At 72.9% G+C, this 24,298-nt stretch carries 16 protein-coding genes; 10 read left to right on the top strand and 6 right to left on the bottom strand.

What is annotated here, in order from left to right; genetic code table 11:
* A partial coding sequence (locus tag ABZ842_RS34640; protein ID WP_361546257.1) for a beta-ketoacyl synthase N-terminal-like domain-containing protein occupies positions 1 to 4,376 on the bottom strand: 4,376 nt, incomplete at its 3' end.
* A gap of 272 nt (positions 4,377 to 4,648) precedes the next feature.
* Here ABZ842_RS34640 and ABZ842_RS34645 point away from each other — a divergent pair.
* A complete protein-coding gene (locus ABZ842_RS34645) occupies positions 4,649 to 5,140 on the top strand; it encodes a hypothetical protein (RefSeq protein WP_361546260.1) in 492 nt (163 codons plus the stop codon).
* On the opposite strand, the gene ABZ842_RS34650 is transcribed toward ABZ842_RS34645, so the two are convergent.
* The 5 genes from ABZ842_RS34650 to ABZ842_RS34670 all read right to left on the bottom strand — a co-directional run bounded on the left by ABZ842_RS34650 (position 5,085) and on the right by ABZ842_RS34670 (position 11,616).
* Positions 5,085 to 5,984, bottom strand: coding sequence for an inositol monophosphatase family protein (locus ABZ842_RS34650; protein ID WP_361546263.1), 900 nt, complete (start codon positions 5,982 to 5,984; stop codon positions 5,085 to 5,087). The two genes, ABZ842_RS34645 and ABZ842_RS34650, sit on opposite strands and share 56 nt — an antisense overlap.
* Before the next feature lie 75 nt (positions 5,985 to 6,059).
* Complete coding sequence (locus ABZ842_RS34655) at positions 6,060 to 6,878, bottom strand: SigB/SigF/SigG family RNA polymerase sigma factor (RefSeq protein WP_361546266.1); 819 nt, start codon at positions 6,876 to 6,878, stop codon at positions 6,060 to 6,062.
* A gap of 214 nt (positions 6,879 to 7,092) precedes the next feature.
* Positions 7,093 to 8,937: a transketolase gene (locus tag ABZ842_RS34660; RefSeq protein ID WP_361546269.1), complete on the bottom strand. Its 1,845-nt coding sequence runs from the start codon at positions 8,935 to 8,937 to the stop codon at positions 7,093 to 7,095.
* 144 nt (positions 8,938 to 9,081) lie between these two features.
* A complete protein-coding gene (locus tag ABZ842_RS34665) occupies positions 9,082 to 10,137 on the bottom strand; it encodes a type III polyketide synthase (protein ID WP_361546272.1) in 1,056 nt (351 codons plus the stop codon).
* Between the two features lie 273 nt (positions 10,138 to 10,410).
* On the bottom strand, positions 10,411 to 11,616 hold the full coding sequence (locus tag ABZ842_RS34670; protein ID WP_361546275.1) for a cytochrome P450: 1,206 nt from the start codon (positions 11,614 to 11,616) through the stop codon (positions 10,411 to 10,413).
* An 848-nt stretch (positions 11,617 to 12,464) separates the two neighbouring features.
* Here ABZ842_RS34670 and ABZ842_RS34675 point away from each other — a divergent pair.
* The 9 genes from ABZ842_RS34675 to ABZ842_RS34715 all read left to right on the top strand — a co-directional run bounded on the left by ABZ842_RS34675 (position 12,465) and on the right by ABZ842_RS34715 (position 24,246).
* Positions 12,465 to 13,703: an MFS transporter gene (locus ABZ842_RS34675; protein WP_361546278.1), complete on the top strand. Its 1,239-nt coding sequence runs from the start codon at positions 12,465 to 12,467 to the stop codon at positions 13,701 to 13,703.
* A 96-nt stretch (positions 13,704 to 13,799) separates the two neighbouring features.
* Entirely contained in the window at positions 13,800 to 14,600 is an 801-nt protein-coding gene (locus ABZ842_RS34680) for a phytanoyl-CoA dioxygenase family protein (RefSeq protein WP_361546281.1), read from the top strand.
* A 13-nt stretch (positions 14,601 to 14,613) separates the two neighbouring features.
* Positions 14,614 to 15,198 carry a DUF6309 family protein gene (locus ABZ842_RS34685; protein WP_361546284.1) on the top strand — a complete coding sequence of 195 codons (585 nt, stop codon included), beginning with the start codon at positions 14,614 to 14,616 and terminating at the stop codon, positions 15,196 to 15,198.
* On the top strand, positions 15,195 to 19,430 hold the full coding sequence (locus ABZ842_RS34690) for an AMP-binding protein (protein WP_361546287.1): 4,236 nt from the start codon (positions 15,195 to 15,197) through the stop codon (positions 19,428 to 19,430). The genes ABZ842_RS34685 and ABZ842_RS34690 overlap by 4 nt, the downstream gene beginning before the upstream one ends.
* A gap of 55 nt (positions 19,431 to 19,485) precedes the next feature.
* Positions 19,486 to 20,742 (top strand): aminotransferase class III-fold pyridoxal phosphate-dependent enzyme, encoded by a 1,257-nt coding sequence (locus ABZ842_RS34695; protein ID WP_361546290.1) that lies wholly within the window; start codon positions 19,486 to 19,488, stop codon positions 20,740 to 20,742.
* Positions 20,743 to 20,803: 61 nt separating this feature from the next.
* The gene (locus tag ABZ842_RS34700; protein WP_361546293.1) at positions 20,804 to 21,643 is read left to right on the top strand and encodes a TauD/TfdA family dioxygenase; all 840 of its coding nucleotides are present in this window, start codon (positions 20,804 to 20,806) and stop codon (positions 21,641 to 21,643) included.
* Positions 21,640 to 22,407: an SDR family oxidoreductase gene (locus tag ABZ842_RS34705; RefSeq protein ID WP_361546296.1), complete on the top strand. Its 768-nt coding sequence runs from the start codon at positions 21,640 to 21,642 to the stop codon at positions 22,405 to 22,407. Before ABZ842_RS34700 ends, ABZ842_RS34705 begins: the two co-directional genes overlap by 4 nt.
* A 100-nt stretch (positions 22,408 to 22,507) precedes the next feature.
* Positions 22,508 to 23,272: an SDR family oxidoreductase gene (locus tag ABZ842_RS34710; protein ID WP_361546299.1), complete on the top strand. Its 765-nt coding sequence runs from the start codon at positions 22,508 to 22,510 to the stop codon at positions 23,270 to 23,272.
* 86 nt (positions 23,273 to 23,358) lie between these two features.
* Positions 23,359 to 24,246: a nucleic acid/nucleotide deaminase domain-containing protein gene (locus tag ABZ842_RS34715; protein ID WP_361546302.1), complete on the top strand. Its 888-nt coding sequence runs from the start codon at positions 23,359 to 23,361 to the stop codon at positions 24,244 to 24,246.
* Positions 24,247 to 24,298 lie beyond the last annotated feature (52 nt).

Consider the following 24,298-nt stretch of genomic DNA (forward strand, 5'->3'; position numbering starts at 1 on the left):
CAGTCCACGTACGGCGACGGCTCATCCACGTGCAAGGTGGCCGGCAACACCCCGTGTCGCAAGGCCATCACCATCTTGATCACACCGGCCACACCCGCAGCAGCCTGCGTGTGCCCGAGGTTGGACTTCACCGAGCCGAGCCACAACGGAGGCCCATCCGTCCGCGCCTGCCCGTACGTCGCCAGCAACGCCTGCGCCTCGATCGGGTCACCCAACCGCGTGCCCGTGCCGTGCGCCTCCACCGCGTCCACCTCGGACGCCGACAACCCCGCCTGACCCAACGCCTGCCGAATCACCCGCTCCTGCGACGGGCCGTTGGGCGCGGACAGGCCGTTGCTCGCCCCGTCCTGGTTGACCGCCGAGCCACGCAGCACCGCAAGGACCCGGTGCCCGTTGCGCCGCGCGTCGGACAGCCGCTCCAACAGCACCAGGCCGACGCCCTCGGACCAGCCCGTCCCGTCCGCCGACGCGGCAAACGCCTTGCACCGGCCGTCCGGGGCCAATCCGCCCTGGCGGGAGAACTCGCCGAACATCCCGGGGGTGGCCAGCACGGTCACCCCGCCCGCCAGCGCCAGCGAGCACTCACCCTGCCGCAGCGCCTGCGCCGCCAGATGCACCGCCACCAGCGACGACGAGCACGCCGTGTCCACCGTCACCGCCGGGCCCTCAAGCCCCAGCGCGTACGAGATCCGGCCCGCCGCGACGCTCGGCGTGGTGCCCGTCAGGAGGTGGCCGTCCAGCCCGTCGGTCGGTTCGTGCATCCGGGGCCCGTAGTCCTGGGCCGTCAGCCCGACGTAGACGCCGGTGGGGCTGTGCCGCAGCGCGCCGCTCGTGACGCCGGCCCGTTCGAACGCCTCCCAGGCGCACTCCAACAGCAGCCGCTGCTGCGGGTCCATCGCCAGCGCCTCACGCGGCGAGATCCCGAAGAAGGCCGCGTCGAAGCGGTCGGCGCCGTCGAGGAATCCGCCCTTGTCCGTGTGGCTCGTGCCGGGGCCCGCGGCTGCCGGGGCGAAGAGTCGCGACAGGTCCCAGCCCCGGTCCGTCGGGAAGTCGCCGATCACGTCCCGGCCTTCGGCCACCAGGTCCCACAGCGCCTCCGGAGTCGCCGCGCCCGGGTAGCGGCAGCTCATCGCCACCACGGCCAGCGGCTCCGCGGGGTCGGCGGTGCGCAACGTCGGCTCGTCGCCTCCGACCGGCTCGGGCCCGCCCGTGATCAGCTCGCGCACCCGGTCCGCCGCGGCCCGCGGTGTCGGGTGGTCGAAGGTGAGCGTGGCGGGCAGCGCCAGCCCGGTCGCCGTGCTCAGGCGCTCACTCAGTTCGGCCGCGCCGAGCGAGTCGAAGCCCTGCTTCTTGAAGCTGGTGTCGGCGGCGACAGCGCTGGCCGACGCGTGCCCAAGGACCGCCGCGGCCTGGGAGCATACGAGTTCGAGCGCGAGGCGGGACTGCTCCCCCGGGCCCAGTTCGCAGAGCCGTCGGGCGAACGGGGAGGAGCCGGGCACCGGCCGCGTGGTGCCCGGCTCCGGCTCGGCGTGCGCGACGGGCACCGGGGCACCCGTGCCGGCGTCGGCACCGGCACCGGGGGCCTCTGCGGTGGCGTCGGCCGGGTGCTCGGGCCAGTGGCGTTCGCGCTGGAAGGCGTACGTGGGCAGGGCAACGCGCCGTCGGGGCCCGCCGCGCACCCGGCCCCAGGCCACGTCGTAGCCCCGCACCCAGAGTTCGGCGAGCGCGGTGTGCACCGTTTCGTCCTCGGAACGGCCCCGGCGCAGCGCGGCCAGTGCGGTGGGCCGCGCTCCGCGGGTTGGCCGGTCGGCTCCCGTGGTGGGCAGGCACTCGCGGACCATGGCCGCCAGCGGCCCGTCGGGGCCGAGTTCGAGGAAGGTCCGGGCGCCGGCCTCGGTCGTCGCCCGGACGCCGGCGCGGAACCGGACGGTGCCACGGGCGTGTGCCGCCCAGTAGTCGGGGTCGGCGAGCTGTCCGGGGGCGGCCGGGCGGCCGGTCACGTTGGAGATGACGGGGATGTGCGGTTCGGTGAACGCCAGGCCCGCGACGACCGCCCGCAGTTCGTCCAGGACGCCGTTCATGTGCGGGGAGTGGAAGGCGTGGCTGGTGCGCAGGACGTTGGTGCGGCGGCCCCGGGTCCGCCAGGTCGCCGCCAGGTCGTGCACGGTGTCGCGGTCGCCGGAGACGACGACGGACGACGGTCCGTTGACTGCGGCGAGGGACACGGCTGTTTCGTGCCCGGCGAGCAGTTCGGCGGCTTCGTCCTCGGTCGCCTGGAGCGCGGCCATCGCGCCGGGCGTGCGGACGGACTGCATCAGCCGGCCCCGGGCGACGACGAGGGCGCCGGCGTCGGCGAGCGGGAGTGCTCCGGCGACGTGGGCGGCGGCGATCTCGCCGACCGAGTGCCCCATGACCTGGCCGGGATGGATGCCGAAGGACTCCATCAGTCGGTGGAGCGCCACCTCGACGGCGAAGAGTGCGGGTTGCGCGTAGGCGGTGTCGTGCAGCGGCGCGTGCGGGCCGGTGCCGAAGACGACGTCGCGCAGCGGCCGGTCGAGCCAGGGGTCGACGGCGGCGAACGCCTCATCCAGGGCGGCGGCGAACACGGGTTGTGCGGCTGCCAGTTCGCGGCCCATGCCGAGTCGCTGGCTGCCCTGGCCGCTGAAGAGGAAGACCAGTTCGACCGCGCCGGGGGGCTCGTCGGGGGCCTCTGCGCTGACGATCCCGGTGCCGTGCTCGCCCCGTGCGCAGGTCGCCAGGCGGTCCGTCAGCTCGGTGGTGCCGCGGCCGACGACCACGGCGCGGTGCGAGAGCGGTTCGCGCGTGGTCGCGAGCGCGTGTCCGACGTCCGCGGGGTCGAGTGCGGGTTCGGCGGCGACGCGGGCGCGCAGTCGGTCGGCCTGGGCGTACAGGGCCGCCCGGCCGCGGCCGGACAGCGGCCAGGCGACGACCGCGGGTGCCGGGGTGTCGTCGCCGGTGGTATCGGTGCCGGGCGGGTGTTCCGTACAGCTCGGGTCGTACGCGTCGGACGGGGCTTTCGGCGGGTTCACCCAGCCCGGTGCCGTGGTTGCGGTCGCGGGGAGCACGGGGCACCAGAGGGGGCGGGCCGCGGCGGGCGGGGCCTCGGCAAGCACCAGGTGGCAGTTGGTGCCGCCCATGCCCAGGGACGTGACGCCGGCGACCTTCCGCCGTCCGGCGCCGGCGTCCGGCCAGGCCGTCAGCGCACGCGGCACGTCGAGTCCCAGCGCGTGCAGGGGTATGCGGGGGTGCGGGGTCTCGAAGTGGAGGCTCGCGGGGATGCGGTCGTGTGCCAGGCTCAGCGCCGTCTTGACCAGGCCGGTCACTCCGGCGGCGCCTTCCAGGTGTCCGACGTTGGTCTTCACCGACCCGACGAGCAGGGGGCCGGCGGTGCGGCCCGTGCCCAGTGCGGCGCCGAGCGCGGCGGCCTCGATCGGGTCCCCGACCGGCGTTCCGGTTCCGTGCAGTTCGACGTACTGCACGTCGTCCCGTTCGGTGCCGGCGCGGCGGTGCGCCAACCGGACGACCTCTTCTTGTGCCGCCGCGCTGGGGACCGTCAGGGCGCCGGACGAAGCGCCGTCCTGGTTGACGGCGCTCCCCTCGATCACGCAGTACACCGGCGATCCGTCGCGCATGGCGGCGTCCAGCGGCTTGAGGAGGACGAGCGCGCCGCCCTCGCCGCGCACGAAGCCGTTCGCCCGGGCGTCGAAGACGTAGGAGCAGCCGTCCGGGGACAGTCCGCCGAAGCCGGTGGCCGCCGCCGTGCTCTCCGGGGCGAGGATCAGGTTGACGCCGCCCGCGAGCGCGGTCTCGCAGCCGCCGCGGCGCAGTTCCTCGCAGGCCAGGTGGATCGCGGCGAGCGAGGAGGACTGGCCGGAGTCGACGGCGACGCTCGGTCCGCGCAGGTCCAGGGCGTACGAGACGCGGTGCGCCACGGTCCCGCGGTGGACGCCGGTCATGGCGTGACGGGCGCCGGCCTTCCCGGCGCGGGCCAGCACCGGTCCGAACGCGTCCCACATGGCGCCGACGAAGACGCCCACGCCGCGGCCCGCGAGTTGCCCGGGTCGGCTGCCGGCGTCCTCCAGCGCCTCCCAGGCCAGTTCCAGTACGAGCCGCTGCTGCGGGTCCATGACGGCGGCTTCGCGCGGCGGGACGCCGAAGAAGGCCGCGTCGAAGGTGTCGACGCGGTCGAGGAACCCGGCGCGCGGCGCGTCGTGGGCGTCGGCGCCCCACTCCGCGCGGCGGCCTTCCGGCAGCGGGCCCACCGCACAACGCCCGTCCGCCAGCAGGTTCCAGAGTTCGGCCGGGCCTCCCGCCCCGGGCAGCCGGCACGCCACACCCACCACCGCGATGGACATCCCCGTCGTCACCTCGACACCCCAGCTCGGGTAGGAGTCTCCTGAGTGGCCCCATCCTCAACAGGCGCCCTTAAGCCACACCAAAAACGACCCGGTGGGGGCGGGCACCGGCCATGGGAGTGTCCGATGGGCGGGCCGGCCGTCGGAGACGTCCCCGTTCAGGGGAATCATCCGGCTTCGCCGCATATTCGTACGGGGAGGGCGAAGGATCGCGGGTGGAGGGGCGTCGTGTCGCCCACGCGCCCCGAGGACCGATCCTTCAGGAGGCTTTCGTGATCACGAGGAAGGCGCGGGTGTCGACGCTGGCGGCCACGGCCGCCGTGGTGCTCGGCTGCGTCGCCGCGCCCGCGACAGTGTCGGCGCCCGCGGCCGTGGCCGCACCGGCGCGGGCCGTGCTCGCCGTACCGCCGCAGCAGACGATCCCCGAACTGGAGCCGGGCGGGCCGGCCCGGCGGGTGACGTTCCCGCCGGACGGGCGGGTGCGCCGCGGACCGGGCTACGTCGACGTGGAGGCGCCGCCGTACACCAGGATCGTCAAGCTGGACACCAACTGCGACTCGGTGGGCTGCACGTCGTCCGTCGACCCCGACGGGCTCAGCGCGAGCGGGTACTACCCGGGGAGCCGGGTCACGTTCTCCCGGCCCATCACCGTCGACGTGGCCGCGGACTACGACGCGCCGTTCGACGGCGGGTACTTCAGCGGTTCGTTCACCCTGCTGGGCGAGACGCAGCCGCTGACGGTGCGGATCCTGCCCGCGCGCTGAGCACGCGGGAGCCAGCGTCCACCGGTCGCTCAACGGCGTCGGCGCGGTGCCCGAGCGCCTTGACGGCCGCCATCAGCAGCTCGTGGGTCTCGTCGTCGGCCGCGACGACGAGCCCGCGCCCCGCCGGGCCGAGCGGTGCGCCGTCGATGCCCGTGACCACGCAACCGGCGGCGCGGCACAGCGCGATCGCGGCGGCGAAGTGCACGCTCTCCGACAGGTCGCCGCCGTCCGTGACGTACGCGGCGCGCCGACCGGCGGCCACCCAGGTCGCGGCGAGCGACGAGGAGACGACCCGGGGGCGGAAGCGGGCGGTGAACTCCGGGTGCGCCAGCAGTTCCACCGCGCGGAAGCCGGGGGCGTTCGGGAAGGGCGGGTCCAAGTTGACGTCGACCAGCCGCGAGAGGGACGACGGCTCCAGGGGTTCGGTGACGCCTGCCTGCCGTACCAGGGCGGTCGTTCCGTCCGTGTGGAAGACCTCGCCGGAGAAGGGGTCGGCCACCGCTGCGGCGCCGCCGCGCAGGGCGACGTTGACGGCCACGACCTTGGTGCCCACGGCGTAGTTCAACGTGCCGCACAGGGGGTCCACCAGCCACTGGCGAGCGGTGTCGGCGGCGCCCTGTTGTCCGCCCTCCTCGCCGAGCACCGCGTCCTCGGGCCGGGCGCTGCGGATCACGTCGAGGATCGCCTTCTCGGCGTCGACGTCGGCGGCGGTGGCGAAGTCGCCGGCGCCCTTGTCGATCCGGTCGAGCTGCTGGCCGTACAGGTCGCGCACCACGTCGGCGCCGGCGATCGCCGCGGCGATCGCGAGCTCGACGTCGTCGGAAACCCCACTCGAAGTGATCATGCGCAGCAGCGTACCGTCGGGGCCGACGTCGCCGGGCCGGGTGGCGTCGGCCCCTCGGTGTCGCCTCGCTCGGTGTCAGCCCGCGCCCACTCCGGCCCGCTCCCGCAGCCGTGCGCAGGTGCTGTTGAGGAGCCGGGAGACGTGCATCTGGGAGATCCCGAACTCCTCGGCGATGCGGCTTTGCGTCAGCCCTTGGAAGAACCGCAGGTAGAGCAGGCGTCGCTCCCGCTCGGACAGATCGCCCAGGAACGGTTTCACCGCTTCGCGGTCCACCACCGTCTGCAGCGCCGGATCGGGCCCGCCGAGCGTGTCGGCCAAGGTGGCGCCGGGGCCTTGCCGGCCGTCGAGTGCCAGTTCGGCGTCCAGGGAGAGCGCCGTGTGGGCGTGCAGGGCGGACAGCCCCTCCCGTACGTCGCACACCGCCAGTTCCGTGCGTTCGGCGATCTCGCGCACGGACGGCTCCCGGCCCGACTGGGCCAACTCCTGGTACACGGAGCGGACGCGCCCCTGGAGCTCCTGCGTACGGCGCGGCACCCGCACCGTCCAGCTGTGGTCGCGGAAGTGGCGCCGCACCTCCCCCGTGATCGTCGGTACGGCGTAGCTCTCGAAGGGCGCCCCGCGCCCGGGGTCGTAGTGGTCGACCGCCTTGACCAGGCCGATGGCCGCGACCTGGCGCAGGTCGTCCAGCGCCTCACCGCGGTGGCGGTAGCGCCCGGCGATGCGGTGAGCCATCGGCAGCCACGCCCGGACGACCTGCTCGCGCAGCACCTCGCGCTCCGGACCGTCGGGGAGGACGGCGAGACGGCGCAGCTCGGCGCTGGTGTCGGGAGCGTCGTGGTGGGGGTGTCGACCATGTCGGGGGTGCCGGCCGTATCGTTCACGAGGTGCGCTCATCACTGCTCCGGGGCTGCTCCGGGGATCGTTCGCACCGCGGAGAGCGCGGGTGCCGCTCCGGCCCGGGTGGGCCCGGCAGGCGCCGGCCCGCGTCGACGGGCGGCGGCGGATGCCTGAGCGTCGACGGCGTACGCCTGCTAACACCACCCTGACAAACTCCTCCGGCTCCCGCATCCCCGGCCACCGGTCACCCCCGCCGCCGGTGCGCCGCTGGTCAGAGGACGACGGCTTCGCCGACCAGCAGCCGGACGGCTGCGGCGATCGCCTCCGCGTCGATGCCGGCGTGCCGCAGCTGTTCCTCCGGGGTCGCCGAGCCCGGCATGGTCCGTACGGCGAGCCGCACCAGCCTCGGCTGCGGACGTCCGTCGGCGAACGCCTCGGCGACGGCGTCCCCGATGCCGCCCTCGGGCCGGTGGTCCTCCACGGTCAGCAGGCAGCCGGTGTCGTCCGCGGCCTGCTGGAGGGTCGCCGTGTCGAGCGGCTTGACGGAGTACAGGTCGACCACCCGGACCCCGATGTCCGCGGCGGCGAGTGCGTCGGCGGCGCGCAGCGCCTCGTGGACGGTGACCCCGGCGGCGACGACTGTGACCCGGTCGCGGTCCCCGGCGCGCAGCACCCGGCTGCCGCCGACGGGGAAGTCCTCGTCCGGCCCGTACAGGACCTCGGTGGCGCCGCGGCTGGTGCGCAGGTACCCGATGCCCGGCAGGTGGGCCATCCGTCCCACCAGTCGGGCGGCCTGGTTGGCGTCGCAGGGGTAGAGCACGGTGGAGCCGTGCACGGCCCGCATCATGGCCAGGTCCTCCAGGCCCATCTGCGAGGGGCCGTCCTGTCCGATGGCGACTCCGGCGTGCGATCCGCAGAGCTGGATCCCGGCCTCGCTGACGGCGGCCATCCTGATGAAGTCGTGGGCCCGGGTGAGGAAGGCGGCGAACGTCGCGGCGAACGGCAGGTATCCGCGGGCCCGCATGCCGACGGCTGCGGCCACGAGTTGCTGTTCGGCGATGTAGCACTCGAAGTAGCGCTCGGGGTGCGCCCGGGCGAAGTCCTGGGCGCGCGTGGAGTCGCCGACCTCGCCGTCGAGGACGACGACGTCGCCGCGGGCCGAACCGAGCGCGGCCAGGGCGGCGCCGAAGGCGTCCCGGGTCGCGACCTTCTCCCCCACGTGGTAGCGGGGCGGGTCCACGTCGCCCAGCGGGATGGCGGGGCGGGCCGTCACGGGCGCCGGCTGGGCGACGGCGACCCGGGCGGAGCGGACGCCGCCCAGTTCCTCGATCGCCCGGTCCGGGTGCGGCAGCGGTTTGCCGTGGAAGCCCTCCTGGTCCTCGACCTCGGCGACGCCGCGGCCCTTGTGCGTGCGGGCGACGACCGCGGTGGGCCGGCCGGTCACGGCGGCGGCCTCCTGATAGGCGGCGTCGATCGCGGCGACGTCGTGGCCGTCGATCTCGACGGTGTGCCAGCCGAAGGCGCGGAACTTGCGTGCGTGCGCTTCGAGGTCCCACTCCTCTCGGGTGGGTCCACGCTGGCCGAGCCGGTTGACGTCGACGACGAGGGTCAGGTTGTCGAGGCGTTCGTACGCGGCGTGCTCGGCGGCCTCCCAGACGGATCCCTCGGCCATCTCGCTGTCCCCGCACAGCACCCAGGTCCGGTAGGGGACCTGGTCCAGCCGCTTGCCGGCGAGCGCCATGCCGACACCGACGGGGAGTCCCTGTCCCAGGGAGCCGGTGGCCACGTCCACCCACGGCAGTCGGGGCGTGGGGTGTCCTTCGAGGGGGCTGCCGTCGTGGCGGAAGGTGAGCAGTTCGCCTTCGTCGATGACGCCGGCGGCCCGGTAGAGGGCGTACAGCAGCGGTGACGCGTGCCCCTTGGAGAGGATCAGCCGGTCGTTGCCCGGGTGGTCGGGCCGGTCGAAGTCGTAGCGCAGGTGACGGGCGAGGAGCACGGCGGCCAGGTCGGCGGCCGACATCGAGGACGTCGGGTGGCCCGACCCCGCCGCGTCGGCCGCGCGGACCGCGTCCACCCGCAGCTGCTGCCCCAGTTCCACCAGTTCCTCGTTACCCATCGTTCGCTCCTCCCGGGGCCGGACCCGGCCGGTGGTCACGGAGAGTCGCCCCGGCTCGGGCTCCTCCGGCCCGCGTCGGGTGCCCCTGGGGGCCGGGTCCAAACCCGGTGGCCCGCCCGGGCCACCGGGGTGGGGGCGTCGGGGTCAGGAGTCCGGCGCCGACCAGGTGCCCAGGGACATCTCGGCGGTGATGCCGGGGCCGAAGCCCGCCAGCATGCCCTGGTGGCCGTCGAGCGCCGACTGTTCGTCGAAGAGCCGGGACAGGGCGTCCAGGACGACGGCGCTGGCGATGTTGCCGTACTCGGTGAGCGTGGCGCGGCTGTGTCGGAACGCCCCGGGCGGCACGTCCAGGAAGCGGCACAGGTCGTCCAGGATCCGCGGCCCGCCGGCGTGGATGATGTAGAAGTCCAGCTTGCTGGCGTTCCACTGGTGGTCGTCCGCCAGGGCGCGCAGCGCCGGGCTGAGCGGCTCCATGGTGCCCGGGACCCGCTTGTCGAGCTGGAAGTGGAAGCCGGTGGAGCGCACCGCGTACGAGATCCAGTCCTCGGTGTTGGGGATGAGGTACGAGCTGTTGCGCTCCAGGCTCATCCCGTTGCCCCGGTCCCCGCGGACCACCGCGGCGGCGATCCCGTCGCCGAACAGGCCGTTGGACAGCAGCGATCCGACGCCCATGTCGATGGGCTGGTAGCACAGCGAGCAGAACTCGCAGGCCACGATGAGGACGTTGGTGCCCGGGTAGGCGGTGCAGAAGTCGTGGGCGCGGTTCACGGCCGCGCCGCCGGCCGCGCAGCCGAGTTGGGCGATCGGCAGTTGTCGGGTGTCGGTGCGAAAGCCCATCCTGTTGATGAGCCAGGCGGTGAGGGAGGGCATCATGAAGCCGGTGCAGGAGACGTAGATGATCAGGTCGATCTGGTCCGGCTCGACTTCGGCCTGTGCCAGTGCGCGGTCCACCACTGCCGGCACCCGCGCTTTCGACTCCGCCTCGTACAGGATGCTGCGCGAGTCCAGTCCGGGGTGCTTCAACACCTCGTCGATGGGCTGGATCAGATGTCGCTTGCGCACTCCCGTGTGCTCGATCAGCCGGAGGACGAGACCCAGTTGCGGGTGGTCGCCGTGCAGCTGCCGAGCCAGCTCCAGGGTCTCCTCGTTGGTGATGATGTGCTCGGGCACTGCTATGGCCGGTTTGCACAGTACTGCCATGGGATCTTCTCCTAGCGGAGGTGGGCCCCACGTAGAGCCTCGACCGGGGGTGGCGTCTGCACCGCCCGGCGGCGGCCGTAACAGACGGGAAGCCGTTGGGCTTCCCGTGACGAATGCGGCTGTCCGGCCGCCGGGATGGGGTGTGTGCCTTCGCTACCGGATTCGCCGGGCGCAAGGCGGGGGCGTTTGCCGCTCACTCAATTTACGCCAGGCAGGTGACGACCGCACCTCGATCCCCACACCCCGGCTGACCGGCCGTGATGTCCCGTCGCTTCACCAGGTGACGGGCAGCCCCAGCGGATAGCGCCAGATCGAGGTGGTGTTCCATTCCACTTCTTCGGCGGGCTTCGCGAGTGCGATGTCGGGGAACCGCTCCAGCAGCGACTTGAACGCGGTCTCGATCTCGGCCTGGGCGAGCGGTGCGCCCAGGCAGTGGTGGGCGCCCCAGCCGAAGGTCATGTGGGACGGGGTGGTGCGGTCGAAGTCCAGTTCGTCGGGGCGGTCGAACTTGAGCCCGTCGCGGTTCGCGGTCAGGTACGAGACGTGCACGATGTCGCCCGCGGGGATCGTCACCCCGCTCAGCTCCACGTCCTCGGTGGCCACCCGGGGGATGCCGACGCCCTTGCGGAACGGGATGAAGCGCATCAGCTCGTTGATGGTCTGGGAGAGCTTCTCCGGGCTCTGCCGGAGCGCTGCGCGGGCGTCGGGCCTGGTGAGCAGGGTGTAGGAGAGGTTGCCCAGCTCGTAGGTGGTGGTGTCCTGACCGGTGATCAGCAGGACCATGGCCATGACCGTGAGCTCGTTGTCGTCGAGGAGCTCGTCGCCGTCGCGGGCGGTCGCCAACACGCTGATCAGGTCGTCACCGGGGTCGGCGCGGCGGCGGGCGGTGAGGTCGGCGAAGTAGGCGCGCAGGTCGGCCTTGGCCCGTACGGCGTTGGGCCGGTTCTCCGCGGTGACGTTCATCATGGTGCGGGCGTGGGCGCGCAGTTGGTCCTTGTCGCCCTGGGGGATCTCCAGGACCTCACAGATGGTGATCAGGGGCAGCGGGTGGGCCAGGTGCGTCATCAGATCGGCTTCGGCCCGCTCCTGTTCCATCCGGTCCAGGAGCTGGTCCACGGCGCGCTGGATGTGCGGGCGCATGCGATCGATCTGCTCCGGGGCGAAGCCCTTGGACACCAGGCTGCGCAGTCTGCTGCTGGCCGGCGGGTCCATGACGTTGATCGCCTCGTCCTGGACGATCGGCTCCGGCGTCATCCGGGGGAAGTCCCGGCCGATCACGGCATGGCGGCTGAACCGTCGGTCGGTCGTCACGGTCCGCACGTCGTCGTAGCGGGTGACGAGCCACGCCTCGCCGTCCCCGTAGGGCAGTCGGATACGGGCGACGGGCTCCTCGTCCAGGAACCGTCTGAGCGTCGGATCGAAATCCAACGCCTCGGCGTAGTCGAAGGGGCAGTAATGCGCGTTGGCGTCGGTGGACATACGGATCTCCGGGTCTGGTTCACGGAACTGAGCCGGGGGCGGCCGTCGGGACGCAACATCGCTACCCGCCCCGCCGTCGGACGCCCGGTGCGTGACCCCTTTGCCCGACGACGTTCATCCGTTCCGCGCAAAGCGGCTGCTCGCAGCGATCGCCCGGACGGGTTCGACTGCGGCGGGACGGGCTGGGCGCCGAGCTGATCGGGGTCGGGAGGCCGTCAAGGTTCCGCAAGTGCGTACGGTTTCGGCCACGCGGGCGGCGGCCGATTCCCACCGCGGGGGTGCGGACCGTGCAACGAGCACGTCATGGGACCCACCGAAAGGCGACTGCAGGTGTGTCGGAAGCACACTCCCGCCCACTTGATAACTGGTGGGTAATTTAATGGGCCTACGCCCGCTTGCCGGCCGTGTCAAGACATGGCTATAGCAAGGAAATTTCGCCTAAGCGGAGCCGACCCTACCTTCGAGAGCGCGGACCGTCAACGCCTTGTCTTCCCGCTCCGCCCCGAGTATTTTCGCCCGCCATACCGGCCGGGTAATTCCCTCGCGTTGCACATGCTGAAATGGCTCAAAAGTTGGGATGGGGGATGGTGGAGCCCAAGCCTCCTGTGCTTATCTGAGGTGGAACCGAGCAAGACCCCGAGCACAGCACACCCGCACACAACGCTTTCCGTGCGTGACGCCGTATGCATTCTCGCTTTTCCGAGGGAGGGTTCGTGGTCGCTGTTCAGGTCCTTCGGCGGGCAATGCGAGTTACGCGCCTGTCCCGCTCCGCCCGTAAGCAGCGTCGAATACGGACTCCGGAAGAGGATTTCCAGAAGCGGGACGAGACCTTATTACGTGCCGCTTTCATGGTGTCCAGCACCGGGGACTGGATATTCCGGTTCGCCTTACCCGTACTGGTGCTGCAACTGACCGGCTCCGCGGTCTCGACGGCGCTGACCTACGCGGTCGAGTTCATCCCGTTCGTGGTCATCGGACTGTTCAGCGGGGTGGTGGCCGACCGGTCCGACCGACGGAAGTTGATGATCGCGTGCGACGTGGTCTCGGCACTGTTGGTGACCGGGGTCGGATTCCTGTGCCTGACCGACCCGCCCGCGTGGCTGGTGATAGTGGCGGCCTTCCTCCTGGGCTGCGTCAGACCGTTCTCCTTCCCCGCCTTCCAGGCACTCATCACCGAGCGCGTCGCACCGGAGCGACGGGCTTCGATGAACGCCTGGGTGCAGAGCGCGGACGGCACCCTCGCCCTGTTGGGTCCGGTGGCCGGCGTCGCCGTGGTCACGCTGCTCGGCCCGACCGTGGCGAGCTTCGCCAACGCTACCTCGTTCACCCTGGCCTCCCTCCTCATATGCGCGACCAGCGTCACGCGGGCGGGGCCGCGACTGCTGACGTCGCTCGGCGCGGCCTGCCGCTCGCTGGTGCCCGACTCCCTGGCAGCACTGCGGCTGATCAAGACGGACCGTTCGATGCTGTGGGCCACCGCCCTGCTCACCCTGAGCAACTTCACCTTCCCCGCGGCGGCGGCCAACCTCGTCTACATCGTGGCCGGACCGGACGGCGACGTCCCCGCGTCGCTCGCGTTCGTCTCCGCCGCACTGGGGCTCGGCGCCGTGCTCGGTGCCGTCACGGCGCCCGCCCTGTTGCGCAGGTTCTCACCGGGGGCGCTGATGGCCGGTGCGATGGCCGTCAAGGCGCTCGCCCTCGCCGTACCGGCGATCCGGCCCGGAGTCGGGTCCCTCACCGCGTGCTGGTTCGTGGTCGGGGTGACGACGTCCGTCTTCATCGTCCCCTGGCGCACCTATCGACAGGCCGCGGTGGACAACGACTTCCTGGGCCGGGTGGTCGGGCTCCAGCGCGCCATTCCCTTCGCCGCCATCCCGGTCAGCTCGCTCGTCGGCAGTTGGCTGGTCGTCGAGTTCGGACCCGCGGCGCTGTTCGGCGTCATAGCCGTCGTCCAGTTCTTCGTATGGCTCGGCACTCGGTTCTCCCCGCTCGGCAGGGCCGATTCCACCGACGCCACCAGGGGGCAACCGCCAGCAGTGCCACGGGCCAGGCCGGCGGCCGAGAAACACCCCATGAATTCCCACTGACGTCGAGTCAACCACAGTCTTTCCAACGGCACGTCCAAGGGCGAAGCCCTGCGTTCAGCGAGTCATTCCCCGTACATGGAGAGGTGTGAGGGTCGGATGCCATTATCTTTCGAGGGCAACGGCACGGTCTCGGCACAGCGTGCGCAATTCGCCGACTCCGGCTATCTCGTCCTGCCCGGTCTCTTGCCCGAGTCCCTCGTCGAGCGACTCGTCCCCGAGGTGGACCACTGGATCGACGCGGGGCTGCGCACCCGCTCCATCGCCGCCTGCGTCGATCCGGGCCCCGACGACGATCCGCCCATCATGGAACTGGAGCTGCCTGCACACGGCGAACTCCTCACCCACGAACCGCTGTTGGAGGCAGTCGGCGATCTGATGGGGGCGTCGTTCGTCTTCCACCACCTGCACAGCGCCCGGCACGACCCCGGGGCGCCCGGCAAACCCTGGCACCACGACTACGAGCCCAACGACATCGGCGACCCGAGCCTGTTGATGGTGCACGCGCTGCACTACCTCGGCGGTCTCGACGGCACGGTCGGCAACCTCACCGTGCTGCCCGGCTCGCACCGCGACGAGCTGCGCGCCCGGGCCTCGTACGCCGAACTCGGCACCGCCGAACTGCCCGGTGAGGTGGTCATCGACCGGCTGCCGCCCGGCTCGACCGTGCTGGTGAACTCCCAACTGCTGCACGCCCGCAGAGCCGCCCCGAGCCCACCGGGTGCCACCACCCGCTACTTCGTCGACGCGTCCTACTGCCAGACGGGCGCCCGCTGGCGGCCCGTGAAGCCGTACTGGCGACACATGCTCGCCACGGCCCGCGCCCTCGAACTCGACGGCGGACGGTGGCCGGAGCTGTTCGCGGAACGCCACTTCACCGAGTACGCCCGATCGGCGTGAGGAGGGAACACTGATGGAGATCCTCGCTCCGGTCGCCTTCGACGAGGTGCGCGCCGACTTCGACCGCGACCACCCCGTGGCCCGCGACCACGAGGCCAACACCAACCAGGACGCCGTGGACGCGCTCGCCCTGGCCGACCGCACCTTCGGCGGCTGGTCGAAGGTGCGGCTGGGCCACGACGAACTGCGCACGGTGATGCTGCCGTGGCACCTCAGCGAAGGCGGCGGGCGCGAGCTCGTACCGCGCTCCGGGCGCACGATCGGCCAGGCGGCGGACCTGCTGCGGGCGCACGCGGCCGAGTTCGCCGCCGCCAACCCGGTCTGCCAGGCCAAGCTCGACCGCTTCCGCACCGGCCCGTTCACCTCCGTCTACCTCAGCACCCGCGCGCTGCCGCACGACGACTACGCGGACCTCCCCGCCGACACCGCCCCGTACCACCTCGACGGGCTGCACCGCCTGCTCGCCTGGGAGCTCTCGGGACGGCTGGCGAAGGCGGGCGGGCTGACGGTCCTCATCGCCGGTGACCTCACCCCGCTCGCGCCGACGGCCGCGGGCGACGGCGCGTCGCAAGCCACCACCGGAGGCCAACGCACATGACACCAGCCACACCCGCCACATCTGCCACACCGGCGTCGGCTGTCCGTACGTCCCTGCCCGACCTGCTCGTACGCAACTGTCTGACGCATCCGCAACGGCCGGCGCTCAGCGACGGAGTCCGCGCCTTCGACCACCGTCAGCTCTCCGCCGCGGTCGACCGGATCGCGTCGCGCCTCGCCGACCTCAAGACCGGCCGGGGCGATCGAGTGGCACTGCTCGGCCCCCGGGACGCCCGGATGTGCGTCCTGCTGCACGGCGTGCTGCGCTCGGGCGCCACGGCCGTGCTGGTCGATCCCGGGTGGAGCCCCCGCGACGTGCGCCGGCGCCTCGACGCGGTCGCGGTGAGCCGCGCCCTGACGACGGCGTCGGACGTGTGCGCCCCCGAGCCGTACGAGAGCGAGTACGTCGACGTCGACGCGCTCGCCGCCGACCACCCGCCGAGCGACCCGAACGACCCGAACGACTGCGCCGTACGGTCGCAGGCTCCGCGGTGTGCGCCGGAGGACATCGCGTACCTGTCGTTCACCTCGGGGTCCAGCGGGGAGCCGAAGGCCGTGGCGGTCACGCACGCCAACGCCGTGCACTACGCGTTGGCGCTGCGCGACCGGCTGGGCCTCACCGAGGCGGACGCGCCCCGCGTCGCCCACGTCACCACGCTCGCCGCCGACCTGGGGCACACCTCCTGGCTGCTGGCCCTGGCGACCGCGGGCGCGGTGCACGTCGTCCCCGACGCGCACACGCGCGACCCGGAGGCGTTCTGGTCCGCCGTGCGCGCCGCCGGCGTGTCCGTGCTCAAGACCACCCCGTCCCATCTGACGGCGCTGCTGGCCGGACGGCCGTCGGACGCGCCGACCCTGGACACGGTCGTCCTCGGCGGCGAGGCCCTGCCCCGGTCGCTCGCCGTGGGCCTGCTCCAGGACGAGGTCGCCGCCCGGGTCGTCAACCACTACGGGCCGACGGAGACCACGGTCGGCGCCACCTGCTTCCTCGCCTCGTCGGTGGCCGAGCTGCCGGCCGACGAGCCGACGGTGCCCATCGGCACCCCGATCGGCGAGGTCGAGTTGCGGTTGCTGCCCCACGACCCCGAAGCGGGAGAGGGCGAGCTGTACATCGGCGGGAAGGGGGTGAGCGCCGGCTACTTCGGGCGGCCCGACGAGACGGCGCTGCGCTTCGTCCGCCGCGCGGGCCGGTTGGCGTACCGCACGGGTGACGTGTGCCGCCGCCGGCCGGACGGGAACCTCGTCTTCGTCGGGCGCTCGGACCGCCAGGTGAAGGTCCGCGGCTTCCGCGTCGATCCGGTCGAGATCGAGCGCGCCATCGAGGAGTTCCCCGAGGTGGCGCAGTGCGCGGTGATCGTACGGGCCACTCCCGCCGGCAGCCAGTTGCTGGCCGCGGTACGCCTCGGCGCACCGCGCGACGAGGGCGCCGCGCTCACCGCCCTCACCGGTCATCTGCACGACCGGCTGCCGAGCTACTCGGTGCCGCAGCCGATCCTCGCGCTGCCCGACTTCCCGTTCGGCGCCAACGGCAAGCTGGACCGGGAGCGGCTGGGCGCCGTGGTGTCCGAGCTGATCGCGTCGCGGGCGCGCACCGCGCGCCACGAGCCCACCGCCCCCGAGCAGTCAGTGGACCGGACCACGACGCCGCTGGGCCACGCCATCGCCGAGTTGTGGGCGGATGCGCTGGGGCTGTCGCTGGTGGATCCGCACGCCGACGTGCTGAGCCTGGGCGGGGACTCCATCCTGGCGATGCGGACGGTCGCGTTCCTGCGCAGACGCGGCCACCGCGTCGCGTTCGAGGACTTCTACGAGCACCCGACGCCCGCCGGGCTGGCGGCGGTGGCCGCCGCCTCCCTGCGGTGTCCCCAGCCGCGGGCGGACACGGCGACCGAACTCCGTCAGCTCGCCCCCGCACAGCGGTGGCTGCTGCGGCAGCCGGTGGACGACCCGCGGCACTGGAACCAGTCGGTGGTGCTGCGGTGTCGACGAGGGGTGGACGCCGCGGCGCTGGGCGTGGCGGTCACGGCCGTGCTGGAGCGGCACACGGCGCTGCGCCGGCCGCTCGGCCCGGCCGGTCCCGGCCAGTTGCGGCCGGTGGGCGAGCTGGACCCGGTCAGCCACTCCCGGCTGGGTCCCGACGACGCCCCGTCCGAGACGGTCGGGACACTCTGCACCGAGTTGCACCGCAGCCTCGACCCGGAGGCCGGGCGTCTGCTGCGGGTGCACCTGTTCTCCGGTGCGGCCGGTGTCGAGGACCGGCTGGCGCTGATCGCGCACCACCTCGTCGTCGACGGACTGTCCTGGCGGATCCTGCTGGACGACCTGGCCGCCGCCTACCGGGCCGCGCTCCTGGGCAAGGGCGCCGACCTGCCGCCGACGGCCGACTTCTACGCCTGGGCCGCGAACGCGCCGTCGACCGCCGTCGAGCACCCGGCGGTCGCGCCCCGGCTGCCGGTGGACGACGCCACCGGCGGCACCGAGCCGGCGACCCTGATCTGGTCACTCGACGAGGCGGCGACGGGCCGGCTGGTCGAGCGGCACGGCCGCGCCCAGGGGTTGGAAGCCCTGCTGCTGTCGGCGTTCGCCGACGCCACGGCGGCCTGGAGCGGCGAACGGCGGCTCGGCGTCGAGGTGGAGACCCACGGCCGGGAGCTGACCGGCGACGACGGGCAGTACCTGGACACGGTCGGCTGGTTCACCGCCGTCAAGTGGCTGGGCGTCGACGCGGCCGACGGCCCGCGGCGGCTCTCGGACGTCGAGGACCTGGTGCGACGGGCCCCCGAGCTGCCGATGGACGTCGAAGGGGTGCGGCCCGAGGCCGGCTTCAACTTCCTGGGGACCTTCCGGTTGCCCGACGAGCCGTCCCTGGAGTGGACGGTCGCCGACGAGCAGGCGGGCGCGGCCCGCTGCTCCAGCGGGGACTCGCTCTACCGGCTCCGCCTCACCGCCCGGATCGTGGCCGACCGGCTGGTGACGGACCTGGTGTACGCCTGGCCGCGGCTCTCCCACGACAGCGCGGAGCGGATCTTCGCCGCGTTCTCCCGTGCGGTGGCCGCCGCCGCGGACGCCGCGCCCGCGCGGTACGTGCGGGCGGAGGTGTCGACCTCCGGTCAACTGCTGCACGCCGGCACCCCGACCGTGCGCGGGGGGTGGCGGGTGGCGCGCGAGCCGCTGCCGGTGCTGCTGACGGGGGCGACGGGCTATCTCGGCGGGCACGTGCTCGGCGAGTTGGTCGAGCGCGGTGCGCGGGTGACGTGCCTGGTCCGTGCGGAGAGCGACGCGGCGGCGGTGCGACGGCTGGACGCCGGTGCGGCGGCGGAGGTGGTCGCCGGCGACATCACCGCGGAGGGCCTCGGCCTCTCCCCCGCCGGGCTCGCCCGGGCCCGTACCGCCCGGGTCGTCGTGCACGCCGCCGCCGACGTCCGGCTGGTGGCCTCGCCCGTCGAGTTGGAGCGGACCAACAACGCCGGTGTGCGGCGGCTGCTCGACTGGATCGACGTCCACGCGGCGGGCGCCGCCCTGCACCACGTCTCCACGCTGGCCGTCTCGGGCGGCGTCGCGGGACCGGCGCGCCGGTTCAGCGAGGCGGACCTGCACATCGGGCAGGACTTCCGCACTCCGTACGAGCGGGTGAAGTTCCGGGCCGAGGAGACGGTACGGGCCTGGGCGGCGTCGGGCCGTCAGGTCTTCGTCCACCGCAGCGGCCACATCGCGGCCCACAGCCGCACCGGCGCGTTCCAGCGCAACGTCGGGGACAACCGGATCTATCAGACCGTCCGCGGATACGTGTCGGCCGGTGCGGCGCCGAGCCGGCCGTCGACCACGTTCGAGTTCTCGTACGTGGACACGGTGGCCGCGGGCATCGCGGCGATCGCGACCCATCCGCACGCGGCGCCCGGCGTCTACCACGTCGAGACGCCGCACGCGGTGGCCCACGACGACCTGGTGACGTGGATGGTCCGGCACGGCTATCCGATCCGGCTGGTGGACGACGCCGAGTTCGCCGCGGCGCTGGCGCGGGCCGAGCAGCACCAACCGACGATGGCCGGGCTCGCCTCCACCTGGTCCCAACTCGAAGACCGTCGGGTCGTCTTCGACGGCGCCTGGACCCGGGGCGTGCTGGACCGGCTCGGAGTGCGGTTCGCCGAACCGACGGCCGAGTGGTGGTCGGCCGCGCTGACGTGGGCGACCGATGTCGGTTTCCTCCCGACCTCGGTCGCCTCCGCCACCTGAAGATGCCCCTCCCGAGAAACCCTCCGCTCCCTTGAGGAAGTCAGGAAGTGACGCCATGCCCCAGCTCTCCCCGGTGCTCAAGCAGGCCACGCCGGTGCTCGCCACCCGTGGTGCGGGGATGTACCTCTACGACGCCGACGACCGCCGCCATCTGGACTTCACCGCCGGCGTCGGCGTGACCAGCACCGGCCACTGCCATCCGCGGGTGGTCGAAGCCGTGCAGCAGCAGGCGGGGCGGCTGATCCACGGGCAGTACACGACGGTGCTGCACGACCAGTTGCTCACGCTGACCGACCGCCTCGGCGAGGTGCTGCCCGACGGCCTGGACTCGCTGTTCTACGTGAACTCGGGCAGCGAAGCGGTGGAAGCGGCGCTCCGGCTCGCCCGGCAGGCCACCGGCCGGCAGAACGTGATCGTCTTCGACGGCGCCTTCCACGGGCGGACCATGGGGGCGGCGGCGCTGACCACCGCCGGTACCCGCTTCCGCGCCGGGATCGGCCCGTTGATGCCCGGCGTCGCGGTGGCACCCTTCCCGCACGCGTTCGCGCTCGGGCTGAGCGACGAGGCCGCCGTCGAGCACGCGCTGCGCGGACTCGACCACGTGCTGGCGACCGTCAGCGCGCCCGCCGAGACGGCGGCGCTGTTCGTCGAGCCGGTGCTGGGCGAGGGGGGTTACGTGCCGGCGCCGGTCGGGTTCCTGGAGGGGCTGCGGGAGCGTGCCGACCGACACGGCATGCTGCTGGTGGTCGACGAGATCCAGACGGGCTTCGGCCGTACGGGGAAGTTCTGGGCGCACGAGCACTCGGCGAGTGTCGTCCCCGACGTGGTGATCACCGCCAAGGGCCTGGCCAGCGGCTTCCCGCTGTCCGCGATCGCGGCTCCCACGGAGCTGATGGGCCGCGCCTGGCCGGGCTCGCAGGGCGGTACGTACGGTGGGAACGCCGTGGCCTGCGCCGCTGCGCTCGCCACGCTCGACGTGATCCGCGACGAGGGTCTGGTGGCCAACGCCGCCGAGCAGGGGCACCGGCTGCTGGACGGGTTGCGCAAGGCCGCGGCGGACTCTCCCTCGATCGTCGACGTGCGCGGGCGCGGGCTGATGGCGGCCAGCGAGTTCGCGCACCCCGACGGCTCTCCCGACGCCGCCACGGCCCAGCGCGTCCAGCGCGCCTGCGCCGAGCGCGGACTGCTGCTGTTGACGTGCGGCGTGCACGGCAACGTCGTCCGGATGATTCCGGCGCTGATCGTCACGGCCGAGCAGATCGACGAGGCGCTGGCGCTGTGGTCGACGGCCCTCGCATCGGCGACCGGGTGAGCCCGCGCCCCGGCACGCGCACGTCCGCACCTGCACCACCTGTGAGAGGAGTGATCGCACCATGACCGGAGCCACCATCGGAGACGTCGGGTGGACCAGCGAGTACCTTCAGTCCACACCGGGCGTGTGGTCGATGTCGGTGTCCGACGAGGACCGGCGGCTGCTGTGGGCCGACGCGAGCGCCCGGCGCTGGGACGCGGGCGGGGCGGCGCACGCCGCCGTGCGCGGGTTCATCCGCAGCAGTCTGGACGCCGTGGGGTTCGTGAACGTACGCAACCTCATGTCCCCGGCCGCCTCCGAGGCGGAGTTGAGCTCCGCCCTGACGTACGTCCTCGCGGAGGTGGGCACCCCCGTTCCGCAGAACGCGCGGGGCGACCTGTGGACCGTGCTGCGGGACCGCGACGGTGACGGAGCCACCGCGCTCGGCTTCCACTGCGACACCTGCGACCTGCTGTGTCTGCTGTGCCTCCAGCCGGCGGCAGACGGCGGCGGCGTGACCAAGCTGGCCAGCGCGCGGCACGTGCAGGACATCATCGAGCGCGAACGGCCGGACGTGCTGGAGCTGTTGCGGCAGGACTGGACGTTCGACCGGACCGGTCGCGCCGGCGAGCAGATCGTCGTCAGCCCCATCCTGTTCACCCAGGACGACGGCACGGTGGGCTGCTACTACCAGACGCGCACGGTGCGTTCGTCCGCCGAGCTCGACCCGCGGCGGCTCGGCGCGCTCGACTTCCTCGACGAGGTGCTCTACCGGCCGGAGATCGCCTTCGGGCTGCACCTGGAGGCGGGCGATCTGCTGATGATCCGCAACAGCCGGGTGCTGCACGGGCGTTCGCCGTACGTCGACGAGCCGGGCCCGGCGGCCCGTCGGGTTCTGCGCGCCTGGATGGCCGAGCGATGAGCGAGGGGGGCAAGCAGCGGTCGAAGATCGGCCTGGTCACCGGCGGCGGGAGCGGCCTGGGCCGGGCGGCGGCCCTCGCGCTGCTCGACGACGGCTGGTCGCTGGCGCTGGCCGGGCGGCGCAAGGAGACGCTGGAGGAGACCGCGGCGCTGTCCGGCGCCGGCCCCGACCGGGTGATCGCGGTACCCGCCGACATCAGCGACCCGGCGCAGGTGACGGCGCTTTTCGAAGCCGTGCGCGGGCACTTCGGCCGGCTGGACCTGCTGTTCAACAACGCCGGTGCGGCGGTGCCGCGCAAACCGGTCCCGGAGGTGGACTTCGAGGACTGGAGCCGGGTGATGGACACCACCGTGACGGGCACGTTCCTGTGCGCGCAGGAGGCGTTCCGCACCATGCGCGACCAGTCGCCCCAGGGCGGTCGGATCATCAACAACGGCGCGCCGTCCGCCCATGCGCCGCGTCCGCACGCCATCTCCTACACCACGGCCAAGCACGCGGTGCTCGGGCTGACCCGGGGACTGTCCCTGGACGGGCGCCCGTATGGGATCGCGTGCGGGCAGATCGACGTGGGCAACGTGACTCCGGTCGACGGCAGCCCGCAGCCGGCCGCGATGCAGGCGGACGGGTCGAGGGCGGTGGAGGCGACGATCCCGGTGGCGCGCTTCACCGAGTCGCTGCTGCTGATGGCGTCCATGCCGTTGGACACCAACGTGCAGTTCCTGACGGTGCTGCCGACCACGATGCCGTACATCGGGCGGGGGTGAGTCGCGCTCCTCCTGCGGTTCGTGGGCGGTGCCGGTCCTTCCGGCACCGCCCACACGCACCTCCTGGGGTACATTGATCGAGCACTGGAACAACGTTCGAGTGACACGATCGACGTTCGGGCAGATCGTGCTGCCCCGCCGCCGTACCGCACAGGAGGAACCCGTGAAGCTGGTCATCTTCGGCGCCAACGGACCGACCGGCCGCCTGGCCACCCAACAGGCGCTCGCCGAGGGCCACTCCGTCACCGCCGTGACGCGTCAGCCCGACGCGTTCCCGCTGAGCGGCGCCCGGCTGCGGGTGGTGGAGGCGGACGTCCTGGACGCGACGGCGGTGGGCCGTGCGGTGGCCGGCCACGACGCGGTCATTTCCACCGTGGGCGCCTCGTACACGAAGGAGCCCGTGACCGTGTACTCGCAGGGCGCCGCGAACGTCATCGCGGCGATGGAGGCGCACGGCGTGCGGCGGCTGGTCTGCGTCAGCTCCATCGGGGCCAACTACGTGGACGCCCCCGGAGAGGCCCTGGTCTTCCGCAAGGTGATCGTTCCGATGCTGCTCAAGATGGGGCGCACGCTGTACGAGGACGCGGGCCGGATGGAGGACCTGGTGCGCGCCTGCGACCTGGACTGGACGATCGTGCGCCCCTCCGGGCTCTTCGACGCCGAGGAGACCACGGACTACGTCGTCTGCCACGCGCGGCACCCCGGCTGGTTCACCTCCCGCCGGGACCTTGCGGACGCCCTCGTGCGGGAGGCCGTCGACGACCGCAGCGTCCGCGCCTCCGTCGAGGTCATCACCACCGAGGGCACCCCGCGGTACATCAAGGTCTTCCTCAAGGAGGCGCTGGGGGTCGGCAGCGGTCGGTGAGCCGCGGGCAGCGGACCGCGGCGCTGACGGGATCAGGGCCCGTGTGACAAGGTGGGGCCCCGCAGTCGAGAGTCCAAGGAGCGTACGTGGACAGCAGCCAGCCGCCGGAGCCCGTGGTCGCGCACTTCGGCGACGAGGGGATGCGACGGTACTCCGAGGCGGCGCTGGCGGAAGCCGTGCTGCCGCAGGAGGAGGCGCGTGCCGCGCTGGTGGCCACCGGGGTACCGGTGGCCGTCGCCCCGTACTTCCGGGCGGTGCCGCGCGGCGAGCCCACCACTTTGCACGGCCATGCCGTGCGCAGCGGCGCACCCCTGCCGCCGGCCCAGTTGGGCCGCTGGCTGCTGTTGGGGGACGACCGGGGGGCGCAGCTGTGCGTACGACCCGACGGCGCCGTGCAGGCAGTCGTGCTGTCCGAGGTCGTCCCCGACATGTACGTCAACTCCTCGGTCGCCGCGCTGAACGGCTCCCTGCTCGCGCTGGACCGGGCGCTGCCGCGGATCGTCGCCGCGGACGGGCTGGAGCGGGCCGCGGCCGTGTTCGCCGAGCTGAACGAGCACCTGCGGGAGCTGGACGCGCCCGCCTTCGCCGACCGGGAGAGCTGGTGGCCCCGGGTCCTCGACGACCTGCGGCACACCCTGAACTTCCCCTTCTCCGCCGCGTTCGAGTTCCGCACCCCGAGCGGCGGCACCGAGATCGTCACGGACACGGCGGGACCGGGGCAGCCGCACCCCGAGGAGCAGCTCTGGCAGCGGCTGTCCACCTCCGGCGTCCGTCCGCAGCAAGTGACGCGGATCTACTGCGAGTTGGAGCCCTGTCTGATGCCGGGCCACTACTGCGCGGTGTGGATGCAGGAGCTCTTCCCGCACGCCCAGTTCACGCACAGCCACGACTACGGCGTCACGGCGCAGTCGCGCGAGGAGGGGTTCAAGGAGTTGATCGTCGCCGCCGCCCGGCAGGCGCGCGACGGTCAGTAGGGCCGCGGCCGGCCGGCTGCCCAGGGCGCAGGGGCGCCGGGTAGGGTGGGGC

This window comes from Streptomyces sp. NPDC047315 (assembly GCF_040643215.1).
Classification (GTDB): Bacteria; Actinomycetota; Actinomycetes; order Streptomycetales; family Streptomycetaceae; genus Streptomyces.

Bases quoted from the DNA above. Each gene is read 5' to 3' on its own strand.
- ABZ842_RS34685 (WP_361546284.1), top strand. From the start codon at position 14,614: ATGGAGATCCTCGCTCCGGTCGCCTTCGACGAGGTGCGCGCCGACTTC.
- ABZ842_RS34655 (WP_361546266.1), bottom strand. From the start codon at position 6,878: ATGAGCGCACCTCGTGAACGATACGGCCGGCACCCCCGACATGGTCGA.
- ABZ842_RS34680 (WP_361546281.1), top strand. From the start codon at position 13,800: ATGCCATTATCTTTCGAGGGCAACGGCACGGTCTCGGCACAGCGTGCG.
- ABZ842_RS34670 (WP_361546275.1), bottom strand. From the start codon at position 11,616: ATGTCCACCGACGCCAACGCGCATTACTGCCCCTTCGACTACGCCGAG.
- ABZ842_RS34700 (WP_361546293.1), top strand. From the start codon at position 20,804: ATGACCGGAGCCACCATCGGAGACGTCGGGTGGACCAGCGAGTACCTT.
- ABZ842_RS34665 (WP_361546272.1), bottom strand. From the start codon at position 10,137: ATGGCAGTACTGTGCAAACCGGCCATAGCAGTGCCCGAGCACATCATC.
- ABZ842_RS34705 (WP_361546296.1), top strand. From the start codon at position 21,640: ATGAGCGAGGGGGGCAAGCAGCGGTCGAAGATCGGCCTGGTCACCGGC.
- ABZ842_RS34660 (WP_361546269.1), bottom strand. From the start codon at position 8,937: ATGGGTAACGAGGAACTGGTGGAACTGGGGCAGCAGCTGCGGGTGGAC.
- ABZ842_RS34650 (WP_361546263.1), bottom strand. From the start codon at position 5,984: ATGATCACTTCGAGTGGGGTTTCCGACGACGTCGAGCTCGCGATCGCC.
- ABZ842_RS34695 (WP_361546290.1), top strand. From the start codon at position 19,486: ATGCCCCAGCTCTCCCCGGTGCTCAAGCAGGCCACGCCGGTGCTCGCC.
- ABZ842_RS34690 (WP_361546287.1), top strand. From the start codon at position 15,195: ATGACACCAGCCACACCCGCCACATCTGCCACACCGGCGTCGGCTGTC.
- ABZ842_RS34675 (WP_361546278.1), top strand. From the start codon at position 12,465: ATGGTGTCCAGCACCGGGGACTGGATATTCCGGTTCGCCTTACCCGTA.